Genomic DNA, 25,119 nt, shown 5'->3' on the forward strand with positions numbered 1-25,119 from the left:
TTTTTAATGAATTTGACATATCTATTCCAAAACTTCAACCAAAACACAAGATTGTACAAAGGTTGAAGATGGTACTACCAAAAAGCATGAGAAATTTTATGATGTATATATTAAATAAATACTTTCAACAAAATATACGTAATTATAACAACTTTAATCAATTAGCCGAAAAACTATTACAAAATATAAATAGTAAGGAATCAGTAGAAAATATATATTTAAATCAAAATATAAATCATGTTTTTTCAATATGGTTTTTAGAAAAACTATTAAAAATAGATTAAAAATCAATTAACAACCTGAATTATTCAGAGCTTTAATCTAAATTGACCAAAAATGTAGTTATGACAAGTAATTTGAAGTAAAATGTTTTTCTCCCAAAAGGTGAAAGTCAAAAAACATTGAAAAAGGCCTCATTTTTGGTAATGTCATAGGTGACTAAGTCAAAAACAAAACCAAGAAGGGGGCTTCTCTATGACTACTTTAAACGAACAAACAATGGATTTCAAGAGGAATTCACTTAAAGGAAAGTGATGGGTAAAATGAGGGATATTGGAAAGTGATTAATAGATTAAGGATTTTACTAAATAAGAAAATTCCTACAGGCAGTTTATTTAGGAATGTAATAACCCTAATTTCTGGAACAACTTTTGCACAAGTGTTACTAGTATTAATATCCCCAATATTAACAAGACTTTACGATCCAGAGGATTTTGGATTATTTACTATGTTTAGTTCAATTTTAGCAATTTTAGCGGTAGTATCTTGCTTTAGATATGAATTAGCAATTGTACTTCCTAAAAAAGATAAGGATGCTGCAAATATTTTAGCATCAACAGTATTAATTTGTTTTATTATCAGCATGTTTGTTTTAATCATTATTATATTACTTAGGGAACAGATTTCAATTTTATTGGGAGCTTCAGAACTTAGGATTTGGCTATTTTTTTTACCACTTAGTTTATTAATGACTGGTCTTTATCAAGCATTTAATTATTGGAATACAAGAAAGAGACAATTCAATCGATTAGCTACTCAACAGATTACACAGAGTTTGGTAACAGCTGCGACTCAAGTATCATTTGGTTTAACCGGAAAAATGCAAGCTGGAGGACTAATAGGAGGACAAGTAGCAGGACAGGTATTATCAACTGGAAGATTAATTTGGAAAACCTTGGGGGAGGAAGGTAAACAAATAATAGAGTATCTTAGCTTTAGTAATATGAAATTGAACTTAATTAAATATAAAAACTTTCCGCTTTATTCATTATGGTCTGGGTTACTTAATACATCGTCTGTAATGATGCCACCATTATTACTTGGATTTTATTTTACACCTACAGTTGTTGGGCTTTATTCTCTAGGACATAGAGTCTTAAACCTACCCATGAATTTAATAGGAAGTGCTGTAGCTCAAGCCTTCTATCCGCATGCTTCAGAGGCATACAGAAACGGTGAGCTTGGGCGTGTGACTTTTGATGTATATAAGAATCTTATTTCTATTGGATTAGTCCCAATATTGTTGATATCTCTAATTGCACCTGAGTTATTTTTGTTTGTTTTTGGTGACAATTGGTACGAAGCAGGCCAATATGTGAGGTGGATAGGACTCTGGATATTTTTTGTATTTATATCGTCACCGTTATCAAACATATATTTAATTTTAGAAAAACAACGGTTAGGGTTGATAATGGATTTTCTTTTGTTTTTTTGTAGGTTAATAGTTTTAATTATTGGCGGCTTAAGTGGTGACGCATTATTAACTATAGCTTTATTTGGAATGATCGGGGCGTTATTGTGGATAATAAATTGCATTTTTATTCTTAAATTAGCTGGTATATCACTTTATATAGTCTTAAAACAAGTAATTAGGGAGTTTTTAAAGGCAATACCATATACTTTATTGCCGATTATTTCTATGATTTTCTTTAAAGATTCTTTTACTTTGATATTTTCTGCTATTTTATCAGGAGTATTTTTTTTAATAATTAAAACATTAGCATTACGTAAATATAGTCGTAATTTTCAGTAAGCAATTCCTCTAAATTTAATCTAAAAATAAGCCACAGCTGTAAGCTTCTTTGTATAGTAGTCCTGTTTAATCTTCTTAACCGCCTCTAATTCAGCATTCTGCTTTTTTTCAAGCTGCTCTAAACGCTTTTGAAGTTCTTCAATTGTAGGGTTTGAAGTTGAGTTTTGTGAATGGAAAAATCTTGGGTAGGATTAGCATTGTGAATCTGCGTTTTAATCAAGGGATTCCTAGAAAGAGGGTATTTTATTGTCTGACAATGGTAAATTAGTTATATCGTTGGATTTTGAACTTTATTGGGGAGTAAGAGATAAAAAAAGTTTAGAAAGTTATAAAGAAAACTTACTGGGGGTTTGGACTGCAATTCCTGCTATATTGGAATTATTCGAAAAATATGGAATACATGCTACTTGGTCCACCGTAGGATTTCTTTTTTTAAAATCACGTGAAGAATTAATAGATAATTGTCCTCAACAAAAACCCGTCTATCTAAATAGCAATTTATCACCCTATGAACATATTTACAATATAGGTTCTAACGAAGAAGAAGATCCTTATCATTTTGCTCCTTCCTTAATTCAAAAAATAATTTCATATCCATATCAAAGAATTGGAACACATACTTTTTCTCACTATTATTGTTTGGAACAAGGTCAAAATATAAATTCATTTAAAGCAGATATTAGCGCAGCTATAAATGTTGGCAAGAAATACGGTTTAAAGATTAAAAGTCTAGTTTTTCCTAGAAACCAGTGTGAAGAGAAATATCTATTAGTATGTAAAGAATTTGGAATAACATCTTATAGGGGAAATCCAAGTTCTTTGTTTTATAAAGCAAGTGATGAGAAAGGAGAACATAAATTGAAGAGGGTAGCTAGATTATGCGATGCATATATCAATATATCTGGTCATAATTGTTATTCAATTGAAGAGATAAAGAACAATAATTTACCTTTGAATATTCCTGCTAGTCGCTTTTTAAGACCTTATTCTAAAACATTAGAACATTTGGAGCCGTTAAGGTTAAAGAGAATTATCTCTGATTTAAATTATGCAGCAAAAAATAAATTAGTTTATCATTTATGGTGGCATCCTCATAATTTTGGTACTAATTTAAATGAAAATTTATCTTTTTTAGAGAGTATATTGAAACATTTTTCTTTATTGAGACGAAATTTCGGTATGGAAAGTTTAAATATGGAGGAATTATCGAAACATTTATTAAGGAATGAGTAGGTTGAAGGGGCCACTATGTTAGCAAGTAAAGGGAGGGGAAACTACTAATATTGAATATAATTATCTAAAAGTAAGCTAAGTAATATTGAAACTTAGTTAAATTTCCTGCTCATATTTCGCATCAGTAAAACTAAGGCATTTACCAAGAAAGGACTTGGTGAATGCCTTAGTTTTTTCTAATATTGCTGGATCTTTGGAATGTAAGCGACAAATTCTGTCCGCATTTTAAGGTTTCAAATTGTATCGAATAATCCCCTTAATATTTAAGTAAAGGTGGAGCTTATTTGACGCTTACTTTGGAATTAAGTTTGCCTATAAGTCTGATAACCTAGTCAGTACTTAAAATTTTTGGTAATTAATAATGTTCATTATTTTTATGCATATATATATAATACGGTATTCAGATGATTTCAGGTTATTTAATGTTTAGCAGTTGGAGGTCGTTAGATGGAAGAGAATATAAGGATACAAGATATTTTTATAATTCAAAAGCGGGTATTACATATAGACAATGTGACAATTTTATCAATGGCCAATGAAGAAGCTAGTCACGTGCTAATTAAGCCTCGCCCGATATTAAACATGTATAGCTAAGTTTATTGATCATCAGTTAATTGCAAAATTATGACTGGTCGAAAAGGAGTAAGATTGAGTAAAATGCAAACACAGTCACTTGAAACACCATGTTATATAATCAAATACGATGAACTAGAATATAATTACAATCGCTTGAAAATAGCATTCACTAATTATTGGCAAGGCCCTTTGAAAATTGGGTATTCAGTAAAAACTAATCATCTTAAATGGATACTCGAATTCATGAAGGAAAAAGAAGTATATGCTGAAGTTGTGTCAAATGATGAATTTAGATATGCAGAACTCGTTGGATATCCTACTAGTGAAATTATATATAATGGTCCGCATAAGAAGGCAGACCTTTTAAAACGTGCGCTTAAACAGGGGAGTATTGTCAATATTGATTCCTTTAGTGAACTAAATGTATTAAAAGCAATGAAAAAAATTGAAGGAATGAAAGTGGGTCTTAGAGTAAATTTTGATCTCGAAAGTGAATGTCCAGGTGAAAGTGCTATGGGGATAGAGCCAAGTAGATTTGGTTTTTGTCTTGAAAATGGCAGTTTTGAAAAAGCGTTAAAAATATGTAATAAACTGAATATTTTAGTTTGTGGACTTCATATGCATCAAAGCACAAAAACTCGCAGTTTAAATGTATTCAGAGCATTAGCAAAAAAAGCGGCAGAATGTATTAAAAACTTTGGATTAAATAATTGTCTAGAATATATCGACATAGGCGGGGGATTTTTTGGTGGAAGAGACATTGGAAATAACCCTAGTTTTGAAGATTATGCAAAAACGATTAGTGAAGAACTCAATCACGCAGCAGATATGAAAAATATTCAATTAATAATTGAACCGGGTGCATCACTTATTTCAACACCTATAAGCTATATGACAAAGGTTGTCGATGTAAGGGATGTAAGAGGTTCAAGAATCATCACGGTTGATGGTTCACTGCTTCATATCAATCCCTTTATTGCAGATCGCCAGCCGTCATATAGAATTGTTTCAAATGGCGAAAACTTTTCTAATAGACAAACAATATGTGGAAGTACGTGTATGGAAAATGACAGATTATTGAATATTGAAAATGCGCCGAAATTAAGGGAAGGAGACATCATTGAAATTGAAAAATGCGGTTCGTACACAATGAGTTATAATTCTTGCTTTATTAATTTGCCGCCTGCAGTATATGTAATTAAAGGTGGGAATTATGAACTAGTTAGGGAAACTTGGGCACCTACTAGGCTATTGTAGAGTGAAAGAAGGGGAGAAAACTGAAACAAACAGTTAATCTATTATTAACAAGTACAGGAAAGAGAACTAAGCTACTTGAATACTTTAAGAAGGAATTACGCGGGGAGGGGAATCTAATCGCGGTTGATTGCAGCGCTTTAGCTCCGTCACTATATATAGCTGACGAACATTATATTGTTCCAACAATTGACAGCGCTGGATATATGGATGTAATTAAAGAGATATGTAAAAAAGAGGAGATAAGTGCCGTTATTTCATTAATTGATCCAGAGCTTTCTCTATTATCTAAATATTCAGGTGATTTAAAGAGATTAGGTATTTCCAGTATAGTTTCCCCATTTGATGTATGTGAATTATGGCTAGATAAATACGAAGTAAGTAAGTTTTGTAGCAACAATGGGTTTAAATATGCGAAAACCTATAATTCTTTTGAAGTATTTCAAGCAGCACTTGAACGAGAAGAAGTATTTTTTCCAGTTTTTATTAAACCGCAAAAAGGCAGTGCGAGCTTTAATATTCATTTAGCTAGGAATATAGAGGAAGCAAAATTTATCTTCCAATATTCAAGCGAAATGATTATTCAAGAATTTTTAGATGGGCAAGAACTTGGAGTAGATGTGTATGTTGATCTAATTTCAAAAAAGGTAGTTTCTATATTTATTAAAGAAAAGTTAGTAATGAGAGCTGGAGAAACAGACAAAGCTAAGTCAATAAAATCGGAAGAATTATTTAATTTGATTGAAGAACTTGTTATGAAAGCAGGGTTTATCGGACCTATAGATATAGATGTCTTTTTTATTAATGGAGAGTATTATATATCGGAGATAAATCCAAGGTTTGGAGGAGGCTACCTTCTTGCATATGAATGCGGGGTTAATTTTCCTAAGTTCATAATCAATAACTTGAAGGGAATTGTGAATAAAGTTCAGATTGGAAATTACGAAGAAAATGTTTATATGATGAGGCATGACATTTTAACGATTAAAAAGTTTATAGAGAATTAGGGTAAAGTATTTTTTTGGAAATTTCGTTCTCCATAAGGTACAATTCGTTCTTAAAAACCTTATATAGGAATACTCTAAAATAGGTGGCATACAAAATTCACAATGGGGGATTGTTTTTTGCAAATGTATATAAAGTATTAAAATGAAGTGTCATTATGATAAGACATGTATAGGTAAATATGATTAAAATTATTCAAAGTTTGAAATTCAAGAATGACAACTAAAATAGAGAAAAAGTTATAGATTGGAGGGCTATTTCATTGTCTTACAGCCAGCGCCTTTCATTTATTATTCTATCCGATCTTTTTCTCATCACTGTTTCATTTATTTTTAGTTCTTGGCTGTTGAATGAATTGATGGAAAAAGAAGAATTTATGGCAGTACTCCTTTTCTCATTTATTTACTTCCTTTTAGTATACGGGTTTAAACTGTATAGAAAAGCGTGGGAGCATGCAAGTGTTCGAGATGTTTTACAAATAGTTGCCGTTACTACCTTAGCAATGATTATTTTTTTTGTCATCCAATTTTCAGCAATGACCTTTATCAGTTTTCGAATGCTTTTATTATTTTGGTTAATGATTTCAATGTTTATTTGTGGAGCACGACTTATTTGGAGAATATCTTTCATTCGTTTAGTAAGAGATACTACAAATAAAAAAAGAACATTAATTGTTGGTGCAGGTTCAGCAGGAACTACGTTGGTAAGGCATTTTATTATTAATAGTGCTGAACGATTTTATCCTGTTGCATTTATTGATGATAATGTGGATAAACAAAAGCTTGAAATTTATGGTGTTCCGGTAGTCGGAACAACATATGATATAGAAATGACTGTACAAAAACTAAAAATTGAACACATTATCATCGCTATTCCATCCTTAAAGAAACAGCAGTTAAATGAAATCCTTAACATATGTATAAAAACGAACACAAAAACGCAAAAAATGCCAATGGTGGAAGATATAATGGAAGGAAAAAAATCTTTTAATGATGTGAGTGATATTCAGTTTGAAGATTTATTAGGCAGGGAGCCTGTTATCCTTAATGATTTGCTTATTTCCGACTCGATTATCGACAAAGTGATTTTAATAACTGGAGCAGGAGGTTCAATTGGATCGGAAATATGCAGGCAAATTGCAAAGTTTAAACCAGCCAAAATGATCCTATTAGGCCATGGTGAAAACAGTATTTATAACATTGATATTGAGATGAAAGAGGAGTATGGAGAACAGTTAGTATTTATTACAGAAATAGCTGATATTCAAAATCGCGAGAGAATATTTGATATTATAGGAAAATATCAGCCTGATATTATTTATCATGCAGCCGCACATAAACATGTACATCTCATGGAGTGGAACCCAGATGAGGCTATAAAAAATAATGTGATCGGGACAAAAAACTTAGCCGAAGCCTCCCATTTTCATAAAGTAGGTGCTTTCGTAATGATCTCAACAGATAAAGCTGTCAATCCAACTGGAGTAATGGGTGCCACAAAAAGATTGGCGGAAATGATCATTCAAGATTTTGATGAAACAAGCCAAACAAAATTTGTAGCAGTAAGATTTGGCAATGTCTTAGGTAGCAGAGGAAGTGCGATTCCATTATTTATAAAGCAAATAAATAAAGGTGGTCCAGTAACAGTAACACACCCTGAAATGGTTCGCTACTTTATGACCATACCTGAAGCTGCGAGATTAGTTATTCAAGCGGGTGCGTTAGCAAATGGTGGGGAAATCTTTATTCTTGATATGGGCAACCCAGTAAAAATTATCGATCTCGTTCATAAATTAATTCGATTATCAGGCTATCGGCTAGATGATATAGAAATTATCTTTACAGGGGTTCGTCCAGGTGAAAAAATGTTTGAGGAGCTTCTAGCTGCAGATGAATTGATAGACAAACAAGTTCATTCAAATATTTATATTGGAAAAGCCAGTCCTATTGAAATTGAGCCGATTGAACAATTAATTTCGGATTACAAAAACATGGATAGAGAGGAAATTCGAAATCAGTTATTAAATATTGCAGGGCAGAAAGGACAAAAAGTATAAGTGGGCAGGCGGGGGTAAAGCAATTAACGTATTAAAGTAAATTTGTATTTTTAATGGAGATGTATTATGAAGAGATGCATAGATCTATTATCAGCTGTTTTATTATTAATCATCTTGTCCCCGTCATTTGTGATCGTATCATTAATGGTTTATATGAAATTAGGATCGCCTATTATCTTTAAACAGATTAGACCAGGGCTTAATGAAAAACCTTTTTATTTATATAAATTCCGTTCAATGACAGACTTAAAGGATGAAAATGGCAATCAATTGTCCGATGAAATGCGGATAACTCCTTTTGGTCAATGGTTAAGGAAATATAGTATAGATGAATTACCACAATTAATTAATGTACTTAAGGGAGATATTAGTCTAGTTGGTCCCAGACCTTTGCTAGTGGAATACCTCGCTCTTTATAGCGCGGAACAGTCTAAAAGACATCTTGTTCGTCCAGGGATAACAGGCTGGGCACAAGTAAATGGGAGAAATGAATTATCATGGGAAGAAAGATTTATATTAGATGTTTGGTATGTAGAAAACCAAAGTCTTTGGTTAGATATGAAGATTATCTTCCTAACATTAATGAAGGTGCTGAAAAAGGAAGGCATAAATTTTGAAGGCCATGCCACCATGTACAATTTTATGGGAACAAAAACGGGGGCTTCGAGAGAAAGTAGATTTATTATTTTAGATACTAAGGAAGAATGGGATGAGGCTTTAACAAATTTTAAGTATCTAGATGTTTTCTACTCCCAAAAATATGCTCAGCTTTTTGCAAGACATGAACAAGGAAAGGCAAAAGCTGCATTCTATGAGCGTGCTGACACAAAAATTTTGTACCCATTTATATTACGTGATATTCCAATTTTAGATAATCAATATAAAGATATAATAACCCCATATGGGTATGGTGGCCACTATGTTGAAGGAAGCAATGATGAGATAGTAAACTTCTGCATTTACTTTTCTGAATATTGCAAAAGTAATAATGTTGTTGCTGAAATGGTACGTCTTCATCCTTTATATAACAATAAAGAATACGTAAATAAAGTAATGACTACGCGATATATTAGAAAAACAATTGCTATAGATCTTAAAAAGTCGTACAACGATCTTTGGAAGGGCTACTCTAAAAATAACCAAAGAAATATTACTAAAGCTAAAAATTTAGGCTTATCCGCTGAAATTGCAACTAAAACCTTAACAAATATCACAAAATTTCAACAATTGTATGAATTAACGATGAAAAGAACCAATTCATCTAAATATTATTATTTTCATAAATCCTTATTTAGTGAATTACTATCTGAAGATTCATTGTATGAGTCTTATCTTCTATTTGCCAATTATCAAAATCAAGTGGTTGGAGGAATCATTTTATTAATTGGAATGGAATTTGCTCACTATCAATTTGGTGCTTCTCATCCTGATTACTTGAATTTAAAACCGAATAATTTTTTGTTTGATTTTATGATCAGATTTTGCCAAGAAAAAGGTGCAAAGTTGCTTCACTTAGGTGGGGGATATGAGGAAAATGATGGTTTATTTCGATATAAATCAACGTTTTCTAATAGCGATCATTATTCCTACTATCTTGGAACGAATATACATGATCAAAAGGTTTTTGAACAGTTAAATGAAATTGCTTCAAAGTATGATTCTTATAATCCGAATTTTTTTCCGGCCTATCGGAGTGTTTTATCGAAATAGAATTTTTCATTAAATACAAAACCTTGGAGGTGTAAACTGATGAAAAAAATATCATTATCCACACCCCATTTAACAGGTAAAGAACAAGAGTATATTAATCAGGCTATTGAATCAAATTGGGTTGCTCCGTTAGGCCCAAATGTAGACAGCTTTGAAAAGGAAATTACCCAATATGTAGGTTCAAAAGATGCGGTAGCATTAAGTTCTGGTACGGCTGCTATTCATTTGGCTCTTGATTTGCTAGGAGTTGGAAAAGGGGACATCGTTTTCTGCTCAACTCTAACGTTTATTGCAAGTGCAAATCCAATTATATATCAAGGTGCTATTCCTATATTCATAGATTCTGAACCAGAAACATGGAATTTATCTCCAATTGCATTAGAAAAAGCTTTGAATGATGCGAAAAAAATAAATAAATTACCAAAAGCAGTGATTGTTGTACATTTATTTGGCCAGCCTGCAAAACTAGATGAAATCATAAGTTTATGCAGTCATTATAACATTCCAATCATTGAAGATGCTGCTGAATCAATGGGAAGCCTGTACAAAGGAAAGCAAACTGGAACCTTTGGTGAATATGGAATCTATTCTTTTAATGGCAACAAAATTATTACTACGTCAGGGGGAGGAGCACTCGTTTCTGACAATATTGACGGTTTAAAAAGGGCTAGATTTTTATCGGCACAAGCGCGAGAACTAGAAATCCATTACGAGCATAAATATGTGGGTTATAACTATCGAATGAGCAATATATTAGCAGGGATAGGTAGAGCTCAGCTGGAAGCTCTGGATGAGCGAATCCATTTGCGGAGAAATATTTTTAATAGATATGAAGAAAAGCTGGGTAGCATTCCCGGAATCGAATTTGTGCCAGAATTAAAGTATACAAAGTCTAATAGATGGCTAACAGCATTCACAATGGATAACAATATTATCAATATTAGACCTTTTCAACTAATAAAATTATTAAGTGAACAAAATATTGAGGCTAGGCCAATTTGGAAGCCTCTGCACATACAGCCTGTATTTAAGGATTGCCAATGCTATGACCATTTTGAAAAAGAAAACTTTTCTGTTTCATTGTTTAATAGAGGCATCTGCATTCCATCCGGGTCGAATCTTTCTTCAGAAGATCAAAACAGAGTGATAGAAAATATCGGAAATATAATTACAGGGGATATCCTATGAGAAGAATTATAGGTAAGGCAATCTTGGTAACAGTGCTACAGGACACTTTGGAAATAAATTCATTCGAAGATTTTTAGAGAGGATTGTGAATAAAGTAATTTTTATCTCATCCTGTAACATATGATTACAGTTGCGAGGAGCTTTAATATGTTTTTAATAATATCGATATCATTCATGAGAAATTTCAATTTTTCAGGGAGGACTTCCTTGCTAGTGCTTTGCCTAGGTACATAGGAAACTTGACAATGAAATTATTACTTGCGCAAATTTAGCTGTTGTGTTTACTCAGCAAGGGAAAAAAGTATTATTAGTGAGTAAATTTTATTATTCGCTACTTGGAATTAAAAAGGGTGGTGTATATGAAAATCAACAAGGCAATTATTCCAGCTGCAGGACTTGGTACGCGTTTTCTTCCTGCTACAAAAGCAATGCCAAAAGAAATGCTGCCTATTGTTGATAAGCCAACCATTCAATACATTGTTGAAGAGGCAGTTCAGTCAGGAATTGAAGAAATAATTATTGTGACAGGGAAGGGAAAAAGAGCAATAGAAGATCATTTTGATTATTCATTTGAATTGGAACAACATCTATTTAACAAAGGAAAAGTAGACTTATATAATGAAGTTCAAAAATCTTCGAATCTTGTTGATATCCATTACATTAGACAAAAGGAGCCGAAAGGGTTGGGGCATGCCATTTGGTGTGCGCGGAATTTTATTGGCAATGAACCATTTGCTGTGCTGCTAGGCGATGATATTGTCCAGGCAGAAAAACCATGTTTAAAGCAAATGATCGAACAATATGATCGGTATAAAGTATCGATCCTTGGTGTGCAAAACGTTCGCGATGAAGAGGTTTCAAGATATGGCATCGTTAATGGGAAAGAAATTGGCGGCCGTCTATTCAATGTACACAGTCTTGTTGAAAAACCACATAAAGATGATACACCTTCAAACCTTGCGATTTTAGGCCGTTATATACTTAGCCCCAAAATCTTTAAGATACTTAGTACTCAAGAGCCGGGAGCTGCGGGGGAGATTCAATTAACGGATGCTATCGCAAAATTAAATCAATATGAAGCAGTTTATGCGTATGATTTTGAAGGGGTTCGTTATGATGTGGGGGAGAAGATGGGTTTTATCCAGACGACGATCGAATTTGCTCTTCAACGTGAGGAGTTAAGGGATGATTTATTAAAATATCTTTCAAAAGTGGTGGACAAAGACAATAATTAATTTGGAAGAAGGTAAAAAAATAAATATTATGGTTTTTAATGTTCATAACGAAAATAGAGGAGCATTATCCATACTAAATGATTTCTTTGAAGAGGTAAAATCACATCATGGTAAAAACATAAATTGGATATTTGTCATTAGTAAACCCCAGTTGCAAGAAACGGGAAAATATTAGTGTTTTAAGATTTCCTTGGCTTAAGATAAGTTGAGACCATAGATTACTATTCGATCACTTTGTAGCGGCTAATCTAATAAAAAAACATAAAATTGATAAGTAATATCATTTCAAAATATAGTCATTCTTCACACTAATATTCCTCAAAATCGAGTGACAAGACGCCACCAATCAGATTTGGGATTGTAGTTTGTGGATTTATTGCTAAGAAAAAATAGACCAATTAGTATTCGAGGAGGAATGATATGTCGGAAAAATTGACAGAAAATCTGGCAGCTATTCGCCTAATTGAAAAGTTTAGCAATAAAACAGCCACAGTCGGCGTAGTCGGGTTAGGCTTCATAGGCTTACCCCTTGCGGTTGAAAAGGCAAAAGCAGGTTATAAAGTAATCGGCTTCGATTTACAAGAAGAAAAAGTGAAAAAAGTCAATCAGGGTGAGAATTATATAGGAGATGTTATTCCTGCAGACTTACACTCTTTAGTCAGCAATGGGAAATTGGTGGCTACATCAGATTATTCATTTATTAAAGGCGTAGATGCTGTGGCAATATGCGTACCCACCCCATTAGATATTTACAAACAGCCAAACATGAAATATGTAGAAAGCTCTACAAAAGCGATTGCAAATTATCTTCAAAAAGGAATGTTAGTGGTCTTAGAAAGTACCACATATCCCGGAACAACAAAAGAATTAATTAAACCAATTTTGGAAGAATCAGGACTAATTTGTGGAAAAGATTTCTTTCTCGCTTATTCTCCGGAACGTGTTGATCCGGGGAATAAAGACTTTAATACAAAAAATACCCCAAAAGTAGTTGGAGGCATGACACCAACTTGTACGGAAGTAGCTGCTACTTTATATGAAAATGTTTTAGAAGGATCTGTTCATAAAGTTTCAAGCCCGGCGGTCGCTGAAATGGAAAAAATCCTTGAAAACACTTTCAGAAATATTAACATTGCCCTAGCTAATGAAATGGCAATTCTTTGTGACAAGATGGGAATTGATGTATGGGAAGTGATCGATGCAGCAGCAACTAAACCATATGGATTTATGCCGTTTTATCCAGGTCCTGGTTTAGGTGGTCATTGCATACCAATTGACCCATGGTACTTAACATGGAAAGCACGCGAATATAATTATCACACTCGATTAATTGAAACAGCTGGAGAAATTAATGACAACATGCCGGACTTCATTGTAAAGCGATGCATCGAAATCTTAAATGATCAAGGAAAAACACTAAAAGGTGCGAAAATTCTTGTACTGGGTGTTGCGTATAAGAAAGATATTGACGATTACCGTGAATCTCCGGTCCTGCCGATTTTAGATAAACTTACGAAATACGGAGCAGCGTGGTCTGTCGTTGATCCTTATGTAAAGGATTTTAAGCTGAATGGTAACATTTATAAAACAGAAAAGTTGAATAAAGAACTTGTCGAGCAAGCAGATTTAACGGTAATTGCTACAAATCATAGTGGATTTGATTATGACTTGATTATGAATAAATCTAATATAGTATTTGATACAAGAAATACACGACAAAATAAACATTACTCAAAAAAATATATAAAACTTTAATTTTTTCAATAGTTGCACAGCATGATATATGTAATCGGTATATTTATTAAATACAGATTTGGCGTATACCGACAATCAAATCCAAATAGCTAAGAGATAAATTCATATTGGATGCTGTATCATTACGTTCCATCAGGGTCAAATCTTGCTTTAGATGATCAAGATAGGGTGATAGAAAATATTAATAAAGACATTAAATATGGCGAGTAACGTTTGATCAAGGTTATTTCCCCGTATTTTACCAAAAGGGAGCCGCTATATTTTGAAAGGATATAGCGGCTCCCTTTTTACTATTCAACCTAAAGAATAACTCATAGTTTAAGAATTCCTTTGTAAATCTCTTTCTCACATGTCAAAACCGGTTCCCTATCCATATCCCGTATCCAAAGAAGACCGTCTTGAAGAGGATTCATTTTTTTATCAAGGGATGGAAACTCATTATATAGAATAATGTTTTTGTATATTTCAGGCATATTTAAACCAGCTTCTGTAAAGAAATAGCAGGTCGTGAAAAAGCGCATGTTGATTTCTGTAGGATTCGGAAAATTATTCTGATCATATGTCATGTCTACACCCAAAACTCCATGAGGCATTTTATCAATTGCTAATATTGTATCCATAGAAACTCTATCGACAATTTCGTTTGAGTATGTTTCTCCTACTCCGGTTATTCCTGTCACACCGGATAATGTCCGGTTTGCAAATCCCCAAGATTTTCTTCGCCTCGTCTGAGCAACAACTAATTCGCCTTCATACCAAATGGATAGCCATGTTACTGTTTTATCAGACTGAAGCAATTCTGAAGCAGTAAAGGTTCCCCAGCCTTTATAAGTGTCAATCCAGTTTTTTGCGAAATCATAGTCATTAGTAGGTAATGCTCCTCTTCCTCCCGCTCCAACTGTACACCTCAGCCAAACATTCCCTTCCTTATTCCCTAGGTGAGAAAATGCTGTTTTTAAGTCAGATTCGTTATTTATTACAATAGTCTTTGGGACTTTGATTCCTTCAGCTTGCCAGACTTTATAAGATTTATATTTATCTGTACAGTTGTCAATTACCTCATGGCTTGGCATAAATAATTTGGTTCCAATCGCAGTAATTTCATTGCGAAATTTCGATGCCTCTAAGATTTCCCTGTCACTCATAAAAACTGCTAGTTCTGGCTTTTCTTCTTCCAAGATCCTTAATAATGACTTTTTATATTCCTTTCCAAAAACATATTCATATGGGATGTGTCGTTTCGTTTGAGCTCTAGATGTGAAAAGGTTTACCGGGTTTCTTGACACACCGATAATCTCTTCTTTTACTATTGACTGGTTCCATGACTTAATAACATTTTCTGCAGGGGCTACACCAACATCGGTAATTAGGATTTTTTTCAAATAAACACCTCATTAAATTAAATTAAATTAAATCAAATAAAAAAACCTAATATATAGGTGCAAGTTTAAGTAGTATTGTTATTTGTTTATTCCTTGAAGCGTTCCATACTGTAATGGTCTTTTGCGCTGACCCCTTCTCTTTTTATAACTTTTATAATAGTAGTAACCATTATTTTTAGGTCAAGGAAAATGGATTGATTATCTACATACCAAATATCTAACTTGAATTTTTCATCCCAATTTATTGTATTTCGCCCGTTCACTTGCGCCCATCCCGTGATACCTGGCTTAACATCATGCCTTCTGGCTTGTTCTTTAGTATACAAAGGTAAATATTCCATTAATAATGGGCGGGGGCCGACTAAACTAATGTCCCCTTTAATTACATTAAACAATTGGGGTAATTCATCTAAACTATATTTTCTTAACACTATTCCTGTTTTAGTTAATCTCAAATTTCCCGGCAGCATTTTCCCATTTTCATCAAATTTTTCTTTCATTGTTCTAAATTTATAAATATTAAATGGACTTCCCTTATGACCAGGACGGACTTGCTTAAACAAAATGGGTGACCCCATATTAATAAAAATCATGATGGAAATAGAAACCATTAGGGGAGATAAAATAAGTATTAATAAGAATGATCCGATTAAATCTATCATTCTTTTCAAAATGAATACCTCCTATAAAATGGGAATAAATGACTAATACAAAAAAAAGTGAGACACAAGTTTTAAATAAATGAGTTATTTGCTGTTGTTTGAAGGAGGAGATTATTAATTAGAAGAAATAGTGCAATTTTTTTTCGATAAATTTTGGCTCAATGATATTGAAGTTAGTTCCTGCCAAAGCATGAATGGCATTTGCTTCAAGAGACTTTCGATATTCTAATGAATAATTATTTTCTATATATTTATAAGCATCCATTAGTTCAAATTTACGGCGAATATGATGGTGAGCATCAGAGGCAACAAAGTGAACAAGATAATGATTTAATAAATGCAGCGAGAAACTTTTTAATCGCCTGCCATAAGTTCCAGTAATACTACCCGCTGTAATTTGGACTAATATACCTTGTTGTACCATATGAAAAATTCTTTCTGGATGTCTTCTCAAAAATCTATTTCTTTCAGGGTGAGCAAGTACAGGAGTAAGACCTTTTCTTTGTAATTCATAAAGAGTATTTTCTGTATGAGCGGGATAATGACGGCTTGGAAGCTCAATAAGTATATATTTACCAGTATTATTTAAAGTTAGAAAGTGATCCAAATTGTTTTGAATATCATATTGAATGTTGTCATGTAAATGAAATTCGATTCCAGGGTATATTGTTAAAGGAATTTTATTTTCTTTTAATATTTGATTCACTTTCTCCACCATTGAAAGAATGGTAGAAGGAGCATTTTCAAAAAGATGATCATTAAGTTGATGCATATGATGTGGGGTTGCAATAACATGGTTTATTCCTGATGCTACAGCTTGTTTAGCGAGTAATATCGTTTCTTCCTGGTTTTTTGGACCATCATCAAGATCATATAAAATATGATTATGAATATCTACGATCATACTTTACTCCTTTCAATTAATATTAAATCGTATTTTCTTTATAAAGATATTATTTTCTCCTCAATATAGAACAGGTTTTTCACATTTATTCCCTTAGTAAAATACTCTAATACTATTGATTTTTTTTATTATACTCAACATGAATGATATTGTGACAAGTACTATTGGAATTAAAAGTCCAATTCAAAAAGAGATGGAGAATATTTGGATAAAGTAAAATAATGGATGGTAATACGAGAATAACCTAAAAATAAAGAACTAAAAACGGATGGAAAAATGTTGCCCATCCGTTTTTTTTGATTAAAATTTTTTAGATGAAATTCTACTTCGTCCCATTCGCCCTATGCGCCAACCTGCTCGATGCAGCCGCTGCAATCGCTCCAACAATATCATCTAAAAAAGTATGAACTTTCCCTGAGGATTTATCATTAAGGTCCTTTAAAATGCCAGGTTTAAGCTTGTCGATATAGCCAAAATTAGTAAAACCAATAGACCCATATACATTCACAATGGATAAAGCCAATACTTCGTCCACGCCATACAGACCTTCATCAATTTCGACTACATGCTGAAGCGGTTCTAACAGCTGTTTCTTTTCAGCAAGCATATCGAGCTGGATGCCAGTTAAGACTGCGTTTTGGACTTCCCTTTTGGAGAGGACACGTTCCACATTTTCAATGCAAACTGACATTTGTAAATCTGGATGATACTTTTCTTGGAGGAAAAAGACTAATTCCGCAATATCTTGTATGGATACTCCTCGTTCCTGCAGCCATTTGCGCGCTGTTTGCTCAATCAAATCTACACGTTTTTCTTCATTCATCGGCTCCACCTTTTTCCTGTTAGTTTCAATATATATATAACCTATTCATAGAAATTATTCCATCGTTCTCAGTTATGAAAGACGAAGGTTGGACATCCTCCTCAGCTTTTCCTGCCCACAGTTACTTATTCAAGAAAAGCACAAGTTTTGCTGCTGCCTCACATATATTTTCGTTAAGGGGTTCATTACCTTATAAGGAGGTATGAAATGTTAAAGCTTCTTAAAACGCAATACGGGCTGCAGGCGGATGATGAAGTAAGGATAGGGAAGTATCAAGCATACAGGAAGCAGGAAGAAATTTATATTCTTGTCCCGATCGGTGGGATGGAGGAAGATGAGCTTAGTGAATTAAATATGCTTACAGACCATCTAGTTAAGAGCGGTGAAAAATATTGCAGTACTTTTATTAAGACAAAGGAAGGAAAACAATTTAGTGAATGGGAAAACGGAAGATATTGTGTTCTTATGAATAAGGAAATACAAAATCGAAAATTACAGCGAAGCGGCAGAAAGCTTGCGAAGTTTCATTTTAGGGGCAGAACAGTTTCGTTTCCCGTAAAGAAGGTTAGCAGGATTGGCCAGTGGAAGCAATTATGGGAAACTAGATTGGATCAAATGGAAAAAGTATGGAATGAGATGCTCTTTCAACAGCCAGAACATGAATTTGATAAGATGTTTTTGGAATCATTTCCTTATTATAGGGGAATTGCTGAAAATGCCATTCAATATTTGGTGGACACAGAAATTGACGATAACCCAGGTGCAATTGATAGCGGGACGATTTGCCATATACGATTCACGGCAAAAACATGGGACCATACTTATTATATAAAAAATCCATTTGATTGGGTTTTTGATCATTCCTCAAGAGATCTAGCTGAATGGGCGAGAGAGAAATATTTCCGCAATATAAAAACGTACGAGCCAGAGCTCCGGCAATTTATGAGGGATTACCAAAGCATTGTCCCATTAACCTCTTTCTCATGGAGGCTATTTTTTGCCCGACTGTTATTTCCGCTTCATTATTTTTATTGCATTGAAACATATTATGGAGCATCCTCAGAGCAGGAGAAAAAAGTATCGGAGGAAAGACTGCAAAAGTTTCTTCAGCAATCCAATGAGCACGAGCGCTTTTTAGGGGGCTTCTATGATTTTGCAGAAGTGCCTGTACAAAAGTTGAGAATTCCCATCATCGGATGGCTGAAAAAATAATGGGACAAGAGACAGTTCATTGTCCCGATGAAATTTTCGAAAGCGACTTTATTCATGTCGCTTTTTTTTTATAAAAAATTTCTATAAATCCTCGGCAGTAAGCGATTACATACATATTAGTCTGAAAATAACTATTGTAAAAAAGGATATTTCCCTCTATAATGTCTACTATACAAATACAAATGTACATATAGAGTGAACAACTTAGGAGGGGAATGAAAGTGAAAGCAATCTCGATCGGTTTATTAGGATTAGGAACGGTTGGTACTGGTGTTGTCACCATTATTGAAAATCATCAGGATAAGCTTATGCATCAAATAGGCTGTCCCGTAAAAGTGAAGAAGATCCTAGTAAAGGATTTAAATAAAGCAAGATCAGTGGAAATAGCTGCTGACAAGTTAACGACAGATCCGGAAGATATTATCAATGACCCTGAAATTGATGTCATTATTGAAGTAATGGGCGGTATCGGTGATACAAAAAATTACATCACGAAGGCTTTGAAAAATCGAAAGCATGTCGTAACGGCTAACAAGGATTTAATGGCTGTACATGGTTCTGAGCTTTTGAAAGTTGCATCAGAGCATGACTGTGATCTATTTTACGAGGCGAGTGTTGGCGGCGGGATCCCAATTTTAAGAAGCCTTGTAGATGGTTTGGCTTCAGATAGAATTACGAAAATGATGGGGATTGTGAACGGAACAACGAACTTTATCTTAACAAAAATGAGCAAGAATGGCAGTGCCTACGAGGATGTTCTAAAGGAAGCACAGGAATTAGGCTATGCAGAGGCTGATCCGACTTCTGATGTTGAGGGACTAGATGCTGCAAGAAAAATGGCTATACTTGCAACGCTTGGTTTTTCCATGGAAATAGATTTAGATGATGTGAAGGCTGAGGGGATTTCTCGTATCACAGAGGAAGATCTACAATATGGCCGCCAGCTTGGCTATACGATGAAGCTGATCGGGATGGCCGAAAGAGATGGGGATAAAGTGGCAGTCAGTGTTCAGCCGACTTTATTAGCTGACACACATCCACTTGCATCTGTTCATGATGAATTCAATGCTGTTTACGTTCACGGAGAAGCTGTGGGCGAAACGATGTTTTATGGACCAGGAGCTGGAAGCTTGCCAACAGCTACAGCCGTAGTGTCAGATTTAGTTCAGGTTATGAAAAATATGCGTTTAGGTGTAACTGGAAAAAGCGCTATTACTCCGCAATTTGAAAAGCAGTTGAAGGATGCAAATGAAATCTTCTCGAAATATTTCTTACGCTTGCATGTAAAAGATGAAGTAGGCGTTTTCGCGAATATTACTTCCATTTTCTCTGAACATCATGTCAGCTTTGAAAAGATTCTTCAATTGCCACTGAAAAATAAAGAGCTTGCTGAGATCGTTTTGGTTACCCATCAGGCTTCATTACAAGATTATCAGGATATTTTAGTTAAATTAAGAGATTTACAAGCTGTTAAAACTATCGAAAGCTCGTATCGAGTTGAGGGGAGCGCAAGTGTATGAGATGGGAAGGATTACTAAAAGCCTATAAAGAATATTTACCGATTAACGAAAACACACCATTACTAACTTTGAATGAAGGTAATACACCATTAATTAGACTTGATAAGCTTTCTGATGAATGGGGAATTGACCTTTACGTGAAAACGGAAGGAACAAACCCGACTGGCTCGTTTAAAGACCGTGGAATGGTTATGGCTGTAGCGAAAGCAAAAGAAGAGGGCAGTGAAACCGTCATTTGTGCATCCACAGGGAATACATCGGCAGCTGCAGCAGCTTATGCGGCACGAGCTGGCCTTCGTTGCATCGTCGTTATTCCAGAGGGGAAAATTGCGATGGGCAAGCTTGCACAGGCTGTTATGTATGGAGCAGAAATTATCTCAATTGAAGGAAACTTCGACCAAGCATTGGCAATGGTTAGAAAAATCAGTGAAACAGAACCTATTACTCTCGTAAACTCTGTGAACCCATACCGCCTTGAAGGCCAAAAAACAGGTGCGTTTGAAATATGTGATCAGCTTGGCGGCAAAGCACCGGATATTCTTGCACTCCCTGTCGGTAATGCAGGCAACATTAGTGCTTACTGGAAGGGCTTTAAGGAATACAATGAAGCAAAGCAAACAGGGCTCCCAAAAATGCATGGATTTGAAGCAGAAGGTGCTGCTGCAATCGTTCATAATAAAGTATTTGAAAATCCTGAAACCGTTGCGACTGCGATTCGGATCGGCAATCCTGCAAGCTGGAATTTAGCCAATGCGGCATTAGAGGAATCGAATGGGAAAATAGACGAAGTAAGTGATGAAGAAATTCTCTATATGTATAGAAAGCTCGCTTCTACAGAAGGAATTTTCGCTGAACCAGCCTCATGTGCCTCTTTAGCTGGAATTTATAAACAACTGCGAAATGGAGAAATTCCGCAGCATTCTAGAGTGGTTGCCATTCTTACTGGAAATGGCCTTAAGGATCCGAATGTGGCGATCGAATGCAGCCCTATTAAGCCAATTGTGCTTCCTAATGATGAAGTTGCGGTGGCTGAACATATAAAGGGAGTTGTCCATGTATGAGCGAAGGTGAAATGCTCATCATTAAAGTCCCGGGAAGCTCTGCAAATTTAGGCCCAGGATTTGATTCGATTGGCCTTGCCCTGAATGTATATTTAACTCTAGAGGTTGAAAGAGCAGATCAATGGGAGATTGTCCCAATATCAGAGCACTTAAATGTTTTTCCAAAAGATGAAACGAATTATATAATCCAAATTGCTATGAAAACAGCAGAAAAGTATAATCAAAAACTGCCTGGCTGTAAGATTAGCGTAAAAAGTGATATTCCGCTTGCAAGAGGGCTAGGTTCCAGTGCCGCAGCTATTGTAGCAGGAATTGAATTAGCGGATGCACTCTGCAAACTTCATTTATCAGATCAGGAGAAATTGGAATTGGCTTCTAGAATCGAAGGGCATCCTGACAATGTCGGCGCCTCCCTCTTAGGGGGACTAGTTGTCGGCTGTCAAAGAGGCGAAGAAGTAAGCGCTGAAGTCTTTAGCCATTTAGCACTTGATGTAATTGCCGTTGTGCCGAAAGAAGAACTTTTAACGAAGGAATCCCGAGGTGTTTTACCTAGCAGCCTTTCCTATAGTGAAGCTGTACAAGCGGGTGCCATCGGAAATGTTCTTATTGCCGCTCTATTTAGCAGCAACTTTGAGCTTGCTGGAAAAATGATGAAGGCAGATTTATACCATCATCCTTATCGAAAAGAGCTAGTTCCTCATATGGCCATTATTGAGGAAAAAGCAATTGATCTTGGCGCATTTGGGGTAGCTTTGAGCGGTGCGGGTCCAACTGTGCTATGCTTGGCTGAAGAAGGCGAAGGAAAAGCTGTGGCAGAAGGATTATCCAAGCTGTTTCCAGAAATGGATTGCCGCAGCTTGAAAATTGATCAGGTTGGCAGTCAGGTCTATACTGAATCACGAAACAGTCTTCTATGTAATTAAAAAAAAAGCGATGTCAGACGAGACATCGCTTTTGACCGTATTAAGCATCAGAATACTTGTTCAACCTCTACAACACCAGGTACTTCTTCTAATAAAGCACGTTCAATACCTGCTTTTAGTGTGATTGTTGAACTTGGGCAAGTACCGCATGCGCCAAGTAAGCGCAGTTTCACAATTCCATCCTCTACATCAACTAGTTCGCAGTCTCCTCCATCGCGTAGAAGGAATGGGCGCAATTTATCTAATACTTCTTGAACTTGCTCAAGCATTGTTGTTTGTTCAGCCATTTAAATCTACTCCTTTCTTTATATTTATTATAATCATTATGAGGGGAAAAATCTATTTAAAGAAATGGATTTCCGCTCAAATGAAAAATTACTAAGGTTTCTACCGTCATAATCATGTAAAATGAATATAAGATTCATTTTAAGGGGGAAAAGGGAATGCAAAGACAAGTGGAATTAACTGTTTATGGAGCGGAGGTATTATGTCCAAGCTGTGTAAACCTTCCTTCCTCAAAGGAAACATATGAGTGGCTTCAGGCTGCACTTGGCCGAAAGTATCCAGATCAGCCTTTCAAAATTACGTATGTGGATATCCACAATCCACCCGAAGAAGCCGAGAAACAGGAGTTTGCTCAAAGGGTGATTGAAGAGGATATGTTTTATCCGGTCGTCTTAATTGAAGATGAAGTAGTGGGGGAAGGCAATCCAAAGCTGAAAACCGTTTATTCAGTGATGGAGAAATACGGATATAAAGCAGACTAGAAAAAATGAGCATTTCCTAAAAGGAGATGCTCATTTTTAATGGCGCTTCTGCTTTTCTTAGCCCCGGTGAAATTTATACATCCAAAGAATTCCTGATTTAAGAAGTCGAGCTACTCGGCCTGTAATGGCACGATCAGCTACGACTCCAAATCCGTGCTTACTGCCAAGGGAGCCAAGTACACCTTTTAGCTTTATCGTTGGCAGTGATTCAGGAAGTTCTTCACCTTTCCAACGTTTCAATAGGATTTGCACAATTTGCTCGGCCTGTCCTTCAGCCAGCTGGGCACTTGGTGCATGTGGAAGGCTTGCGCAATCCCCAACAACATACACATGTTCATCCCCAGGAAGGTTATGATGCTTAGTAAGAACAACACGCCCTTGTGGATCCTTCTCAACATCCAAATCACGAACGACCTTATTAGGCTGAATGCCGGCAGTCCATACAATTGCATCACATGGAACGGGCTCATCATGATTAAAAAGAACATTTTTTTCTACACGTGTAATATTAGAATGACTGACAATCTCTATGCCATGGCTGTTAAACCAGTTTTCAACATACATGCTTAATCTTTCAGGAAAGGCAGAAAGAATATGGCTCCCTCTGTCAAATAATTTAATGTTTAAATCCGAACGGCTTTCATGCAGTTCTGATGCAATTTCAACCCCGCTCAATCCAGCACCGACAATTCCAACAACAGACCCTGGAGTTAAGTTATTTAAAGCTTGGTAGGTTGCACGAGATTTTTCAATGGTTTGAATGCTTAAAGTGAATTCATCTGCACCAGGCACATTATGATATTTATCCTCACAGCCTAAACCGATAATTAAATCATCATAATGAACCGATGTGCCTTCAAGCAAGTTAACCTTTTTGTTACTAAGATCAATGCCTGTGATTTCGCCAAATTTCACATCGAGTCTTGGGTGTTCAGGGTAGGCTACCCTTACATGCTGATCAGAGATTGTCCCAGCAGCTAATGCGTAATATTCTGTTTTCAAACAATGATAAGGTACTCGATCGATTAAAGTAATGGAAACATCGTCTGGCAGCTGATTGGGAAGAAGACGTTCAATTGCTCTCATCCCGCCATAGCCACCGCCAAGTATTACAAGACTTTTCATATTGTATCCCCTTTATGTCCCGTTCTAAAAAGCTTTGCTGAAATAGTATATGTAAAACGCTTATCCCATAGAAAGTATAACTAAATTGTCATAAAATCACAACCTTAATAGGAATGAAGCTTGACAATACTAGGCATATGTTGTATTAGTAAAGTTTTATATTTGTCCCTTTTTTATTATGAATTGCTGCTCGTTTATCCACTGAACATTTTTTAGAGACAAAAACCTTCAAGAACATGTGCGTATATAACGGTTAACATAATAAAAGTGAAAATCATTGCAGAAATAGCTGAAAAAAGGTAGCATGAAAAAGGGTTTATGTTTAAATATGAAGTATTCGGATTAATAGCTTCAGGCTGAGGTGATCGTAGTGATAAAGCCCATCATAGAGTTTTGTGTCAGCAATTTGGCAAGCGGATCTCAAAAGGCGCTTGAAATATTAGAGAAGGATTATGACCTCGATGTTATTGAATATGGATGTTTAGGCTATTGCGGAAAATGTGCATCTGCTTTATTTGCTCTCGTAAATGGCGAGGTAGTTACAGGGGAAACTCCTGATGAACTAGTTCAAAATATCTATCAATATTTAGAGGAAAATCCTATGTTTTAATAGAACTAAAAAATAGGGTGATAAAAAGGTTTTGCCGTTCATCATAACAAGCTTCAAATTGTTACGAGAAGGCTGGCATTTCTTCT

Annotated in this window: 21 protein-coding genes and 2 pseudogenes; 17 read left to right on the plus strand and 6 right to left on the minus strand. The window is 35.1% G+C overall.

Annotation, left to right across the window (positions count from 1 at the left end):
- The 11 genes and pseudogenes from V7122_RS10930 to V7122_RS10980 all read left to right on the plus strand — a co-directional run.
- Positions 1 to 284 (plus strand): hypothetical protein (locus V7122_RS10930; protein WP_335526742.1); only part of this gene is annotated, 284 nt, incomplete at its 5' end.
- A gap of 275 nt (positions 285 to 559) precedes the next feature.
- On the plus strand, positions 560 to 2,032 hold the full coding sequence (locus tag V7122_RS10935) for a lipopolysaccharide biosynthesis protein (RefSeq protein ID WP_335347428.1): 1,473 nt from the start codon (positions 560 to 562) through the stop codon (positions 2,030 to 2,032).
- A gap of 246 nt (positions 2,033 to 2,278) precedes the next feature.
- Entirely contained in the window at positions 2,279 to 3,265 is a 987-nt protein-coding gene (locus V7122_RS10940) for a polysaccharide deacetylase family protein (protein WP_335526745.1), read from the plus strand.
- A 657-nt stretch (positions 3,266 to 3,922) separates the two neighbouring features.
- Entirely contained in the window at positions 3,923 to 5,098 is a 1,176-nt protein-coding gene (locus tag V7122_RS10945; RefSeq protein ID WP_335347430.1) for a pyridoxal-dependent decarboxylase, read from the plus strand.
- Between the two features lie 20 nt (positions 5,099 to 5,118).
- On the plus strand, positions 5,119 to 6,102 hold the full coding sequence (locus tag V7122_RS10950; protein ID WP_335347431.1) for an ATP-grasp domain-containing protein: 984 nt from the start codon (positions 5,119 to 5,121) through the stop codon (positions 6,100 to 6,102).
- 260 nt (positions 6,103 to 6,362) lie between these two features.
- A complete protein-coding gene (locus V7122_RS10955; protein WP_335526746.1) occupies positions 6,363 to 8,156 on the plus strand; it encodes a polysaccharide biosynthesis protein in 1,794 nt (597 codons plus the stop codon).
- A 66-nt stretch (positions 8,157 to 8,222) separates the two neighbouring features.
- A pseudogene (locus tag V7122_RS10960) lies at positions 8,223 to 8,810 on the plus strand (sugar transferase); the annotation flags it as partial.
- A 399-nt stretch (positions 8,811 to 9,209) separates the two neighbouring features.
- On the plus strand, positions 9,210 to 9,866 hold the full coding sequence (locus V7122_RS10965) for a GNAT family N-acetyltransferase (protein ID WP_335526768.1): 657 nt from the start codon (positions 9,210 to 9,212) through the stop codon (positions 9,864 to 9,866).
- 39 nt (positions 9,867 to 9,905) lie between these two features.
- On the plus strand, positions 9,906 to 11,054 hold the full coding sequence (locus V7122_RS10970; RefSeq protein ID WP_335345850.1) for an aminotransferase class I/II-fold pyridoxal phosphate-dependent enzyme: 1,149 nt from the start codon (positions 9,906 to 9,908) through the stop codon (positions 11,052 to 11,054).
- Positions 11,055 to 11,413: 359 nt separating this feature from the next.
- Positions 11,414 to 12,289: a UTP--glucose-1-phosphate uridylyltransferase GalU gene (galU, locus tag V7122_RS10975; protein WP_335526748.1), complete on the plus strand. Its 876-nt coding sequence runs from the start codon at positions 11,414 to 11,416 to the stop codon at positions 12,287 to 12,289.
- A gap of 420 nt (positions 12,290 to 12,709) precedes the next feature.
- Positions 12,710 to 14,044: a nucleotide sugar dehydrogenase gene (locus V7122_RS10980; RefSeq protein WP_335355154.1), complete on the plus strand. Its 1,335-nt coding sequence runs from the start codon at positions 12,710 to 12,712 to the stop codon at positions 14,042 to 14,044.
- Between the two features lie 311 nt (positions 14,045 to 14,355).
- Here V7122_RS10980 and V7122_RS10985 read toward each other — a convergent pair whose 3' ends face one another.
- The 4 genes from V7122_RS10985 to V7122_RS11000 all read right to left on the minus strand — a co-directional run bounded on the left by V7122_RS10985 (position 14,356) and on the right by V7122_RS11000 (position 17,815).
- Entirely contained in the window at positions 14,356 to 15,426 is a 1,071-nt protein-coding gene (locus V7122_RS10985) for a carboxylate--amine ligase (protein WP_335526750.1), read from the minus strand.
- A gap of 86 nt (positions 15,427 to 15,512) precedes the next feature.
- Entirely contained in the window at positions 15,513 to 16,088 is a 576-nt protein-coding gene (locus V7122_RS10990) for a sugar transferase (RefSeq protein ID WP_438824782.1), read from the minus strand.
- A 118-nt stretch (positions 16,089 to 16,206) separates the two neighbouring features.
- A complete protein-coding gene (locus V7122_RS10995; RefSeq protein ID WP_335526754.1) occupies positions 16,207 to 16,992 on the minus strand; it encodes a tyrosine-protein phosphatase in 786 nt (261 codons plus the stop codon).
- Positions 16,993 to 17,314: 322 nt separating this feature from the next.
- Positions 17,315 to 17,815, minus strand: coding sequence for a phosphatidylglycerophosphatase A family protein (locus V7122_RS11000; RefSeq protein ID WP_335345856.1), 501 nt, complete (start codon positions 17,813 to 17,815; stop codon positions 17,315 to 17,317).
- Between the two features lie 207 nt (positions 17,816 to 18,022).
- Here V7122_RS11000 and yutH point away from each other — a divergent pair, with 207 nt between their 5' ends.
- From yutH to thrB, 4 genes are all read left to right on the plus strand, one after another.
- Positions 18,023 to 19,027, plus strand: a complete 1,005-nt coding sequence (gene yutH / locus V7122_RS11005) for a spore coat putative kinase YutH (protein WP_335526755.1) — start codon at positions 18,023 to 18,025, stop codon at positions 19,025 to 19,027.
- Positions 19,028 to 19,242: 215 nt separating this feature from the next.
- Positions 19,243 to 20,547, plus strand: coding sequence for a homoserine dehydrogenase (locus tag V7122_RS11010; protein ID WP_335526757.1), 1,305 nt, complete (start codon positions 19,243 to 19,245; stop codon positions 20,545 to 20,547).
- The gene (gene thrC, locus V7122_RS11015) at positions 20,544 to 21,608 is read left to right on the plus strand and encodes a threonine synthase (protein WP_335526758.1); all 1,065 of its coding nucleotides are present in this window, start codon (positions 20,544 to 20,546) and stop codon (positions 21,606 to 21,608) included. Before V7122_RS11010 ends, thrC begins: the two co-directional genes overlap by 4 nt.
- On the plus strand, positions 21,605 to 22,531 hold the full coding sequence (thrB, locus tag V7122_RS11020; RefSeq protein WP_335486799.1) for a homoserine kinase: 927 nt from the start codon (positions 21,605 to 21,607) through the stop codon (positions 22,529 to 22,531). Before thrC ends, thrB begins: the two co-directional genes overlap by 4 nt.
- A gap of 47 nt (positions 22,532 to 22,578) precedes the next feature.
- On the opposite strand, the pseudogene V7122_RS11025 reads toward thrB, so the two are convergent.
- Positions 22,579 to 22,809, minus strand: a pseudogene (locus tag V7122_RS11025) (NifU family protein); the annotation flags it as partial.
- 165 nt (positions 22,810 to 22,974) lie between these two features.
- Between V7122_RS11025 and V7122_RS11030 the strand changes: the two are divergent.
- Positions 22,975 to 23,298 carry a YuzD family protein gene (locus V7122_RS11030; RefSeq protein WP_335526760.1) on the plus strand — a complete coding sequence of 108 codons (324 nt, stop codon included), beginning with the start codon at positions 22,975 to 22,977 and terminating at the stop codon, positions 23,296 to 23,298.
- A 57-nt stretch (positions 23,299 to 23,355) separates the two neighbouring features.
- Here the strand turns inward: V7122_RS11030 and V7122_RS11035 are convergent, their stop codons facing one another.
- Positions 23,356 to 24,423, minus strand: a complete 1,068-nt coding sequence (locus V7122_RS11035; protein ID WP_335355150.1) for an NAD(P)/FAD-dependent oxidoreductase — start codon at positions 24,421 to 24,423, stop codon at positions 23,356 to 23,358.
- 370 nt (positions 24,424 to 24,793) lie between these two features.
- Here V7122_RS11035 and V7122_RS11040 point away from each other — a divergent pair, with 370 nt between their 5' ends.
- Entirely contained in the window at positions 24,794 to 25,033 is a 240-nt protein-coding gene (locus V7122_RS11040) for a YuzB family protein (protein ID WP_335345862.1), read from the plus strand.
- Positions 25,034 to 25,119: the final 86 nt, after the last annotated feature.

It is taken from the genome of Bacillus sp. JJ1532 (assembly GCF_036965085.1).
Taxonomy (GTDB): domain Bacteria; phylum Bacillota; class Bacilli; order Bacillales; family Cytobacillaceae; genus Cytobacillus.

What these genes read in the sequence shown, in the direction of transcription:
- thrB (WP_335486799.1), top strand. Translation starts at nt 21,605, where the DNA reads ATGAGCGAAGGTGAAATGCTCATCATTAAAGTCCCGGGAAGCTCTGCA.
- V7122_RS10970 (WP_335345850.1), top strand. Translation starts at nt 9,906, where the DNA reads ATGAAAAAAATATCATTATCCACACCCCATTTAACAGGTAAAGAACAA.
- V7122_RS11030 (WP_335526760.1), top strand. Translation starts at nt 22,975, where the DNA reads ATGCAAAGACAAGTGGAATTAACTGTTTATGGAGCGGAGGTATTATGT.
- V7122_RS11035 (WP_335355150.1), bottom strand. Translation starts at nt 24,423, where the DNA reads ATGAAAAGTCTTGTAATACTTGGCGGTGGCTATGGCGGGATGAGAGCA.
- V7122_RS10990 (WP_438824782.1), bottom strand. Translation starts at nt 16,088, where the DNA reads ATGATAGATTTAATCGGATCATTCTTATTAATACTTATTTTATCTCCC.
- V7122_RS11010 (WP_335526757.1), top strand. Translation starts at nt 19,243, where the DNA reads ATGAAAGTGAAAGCAATCTCGATCGGTTTATTAGGATTAGGAACGGTT.
- V7122_RS11000 (WP_335345856.1), bottom strand. Translation starts at nt 17,815, where the DNA reads ATGAATGAAGAAAAACGTGTAGATTTGATTGAGCAAACAGCGCGCAAA.
- thrC (WP_335526758.1), top strand. Translation starts at nt 20,544, where the DNA reads ATGAGATGGGAAGGATTACTAAAAGCCTATAAAGAATATTTACCGATT.
- yutH (WP_335526755.1), top strand. Translation starts at nt 18,023, where the DNA reads ATGTTAAAGCTTCTTAAAACGCAATACGGGCTGCAGGCGGATGATGAA.
- V7122_RS10965 (WP_335526768.1), top strand. Translation starts at nt 9,210, where the DNA reads ATGACTACGCGATATATTAGAAAAACAATTGCTATAGATCTTAAAAAG.
- V7122_RS10945 (WP_335347430.1), top strand. Translation starts at nt 3,923, where the DNA reads ATGCAAACACAGTCACTTGAAACACCATGTTATATAATCAAATACGAT.
- galU (WP_335526748.1), top strand. Translation starts at nt 11,414, where the DNA reads ATGAAAATCAACAAGGCAATTATTCCAGCTGCAGGACTTGGTACGCGT.
- V7122_RS10995 (WP_335526754.1), bottom strand. Translation starts at nt 16,992, where the DNA reads ATGATCGTAGATATTCATAATCATATTTTATATGATCTTGATGATGGT.
- V7122_RS10980 (WP_335355154.1), top strand. Translation starts at nt 12,710, where the DNA reads ATGTCGGAAAAATTGACAGAAAATCTGGCAGCTATTCGCCTAATTGAA.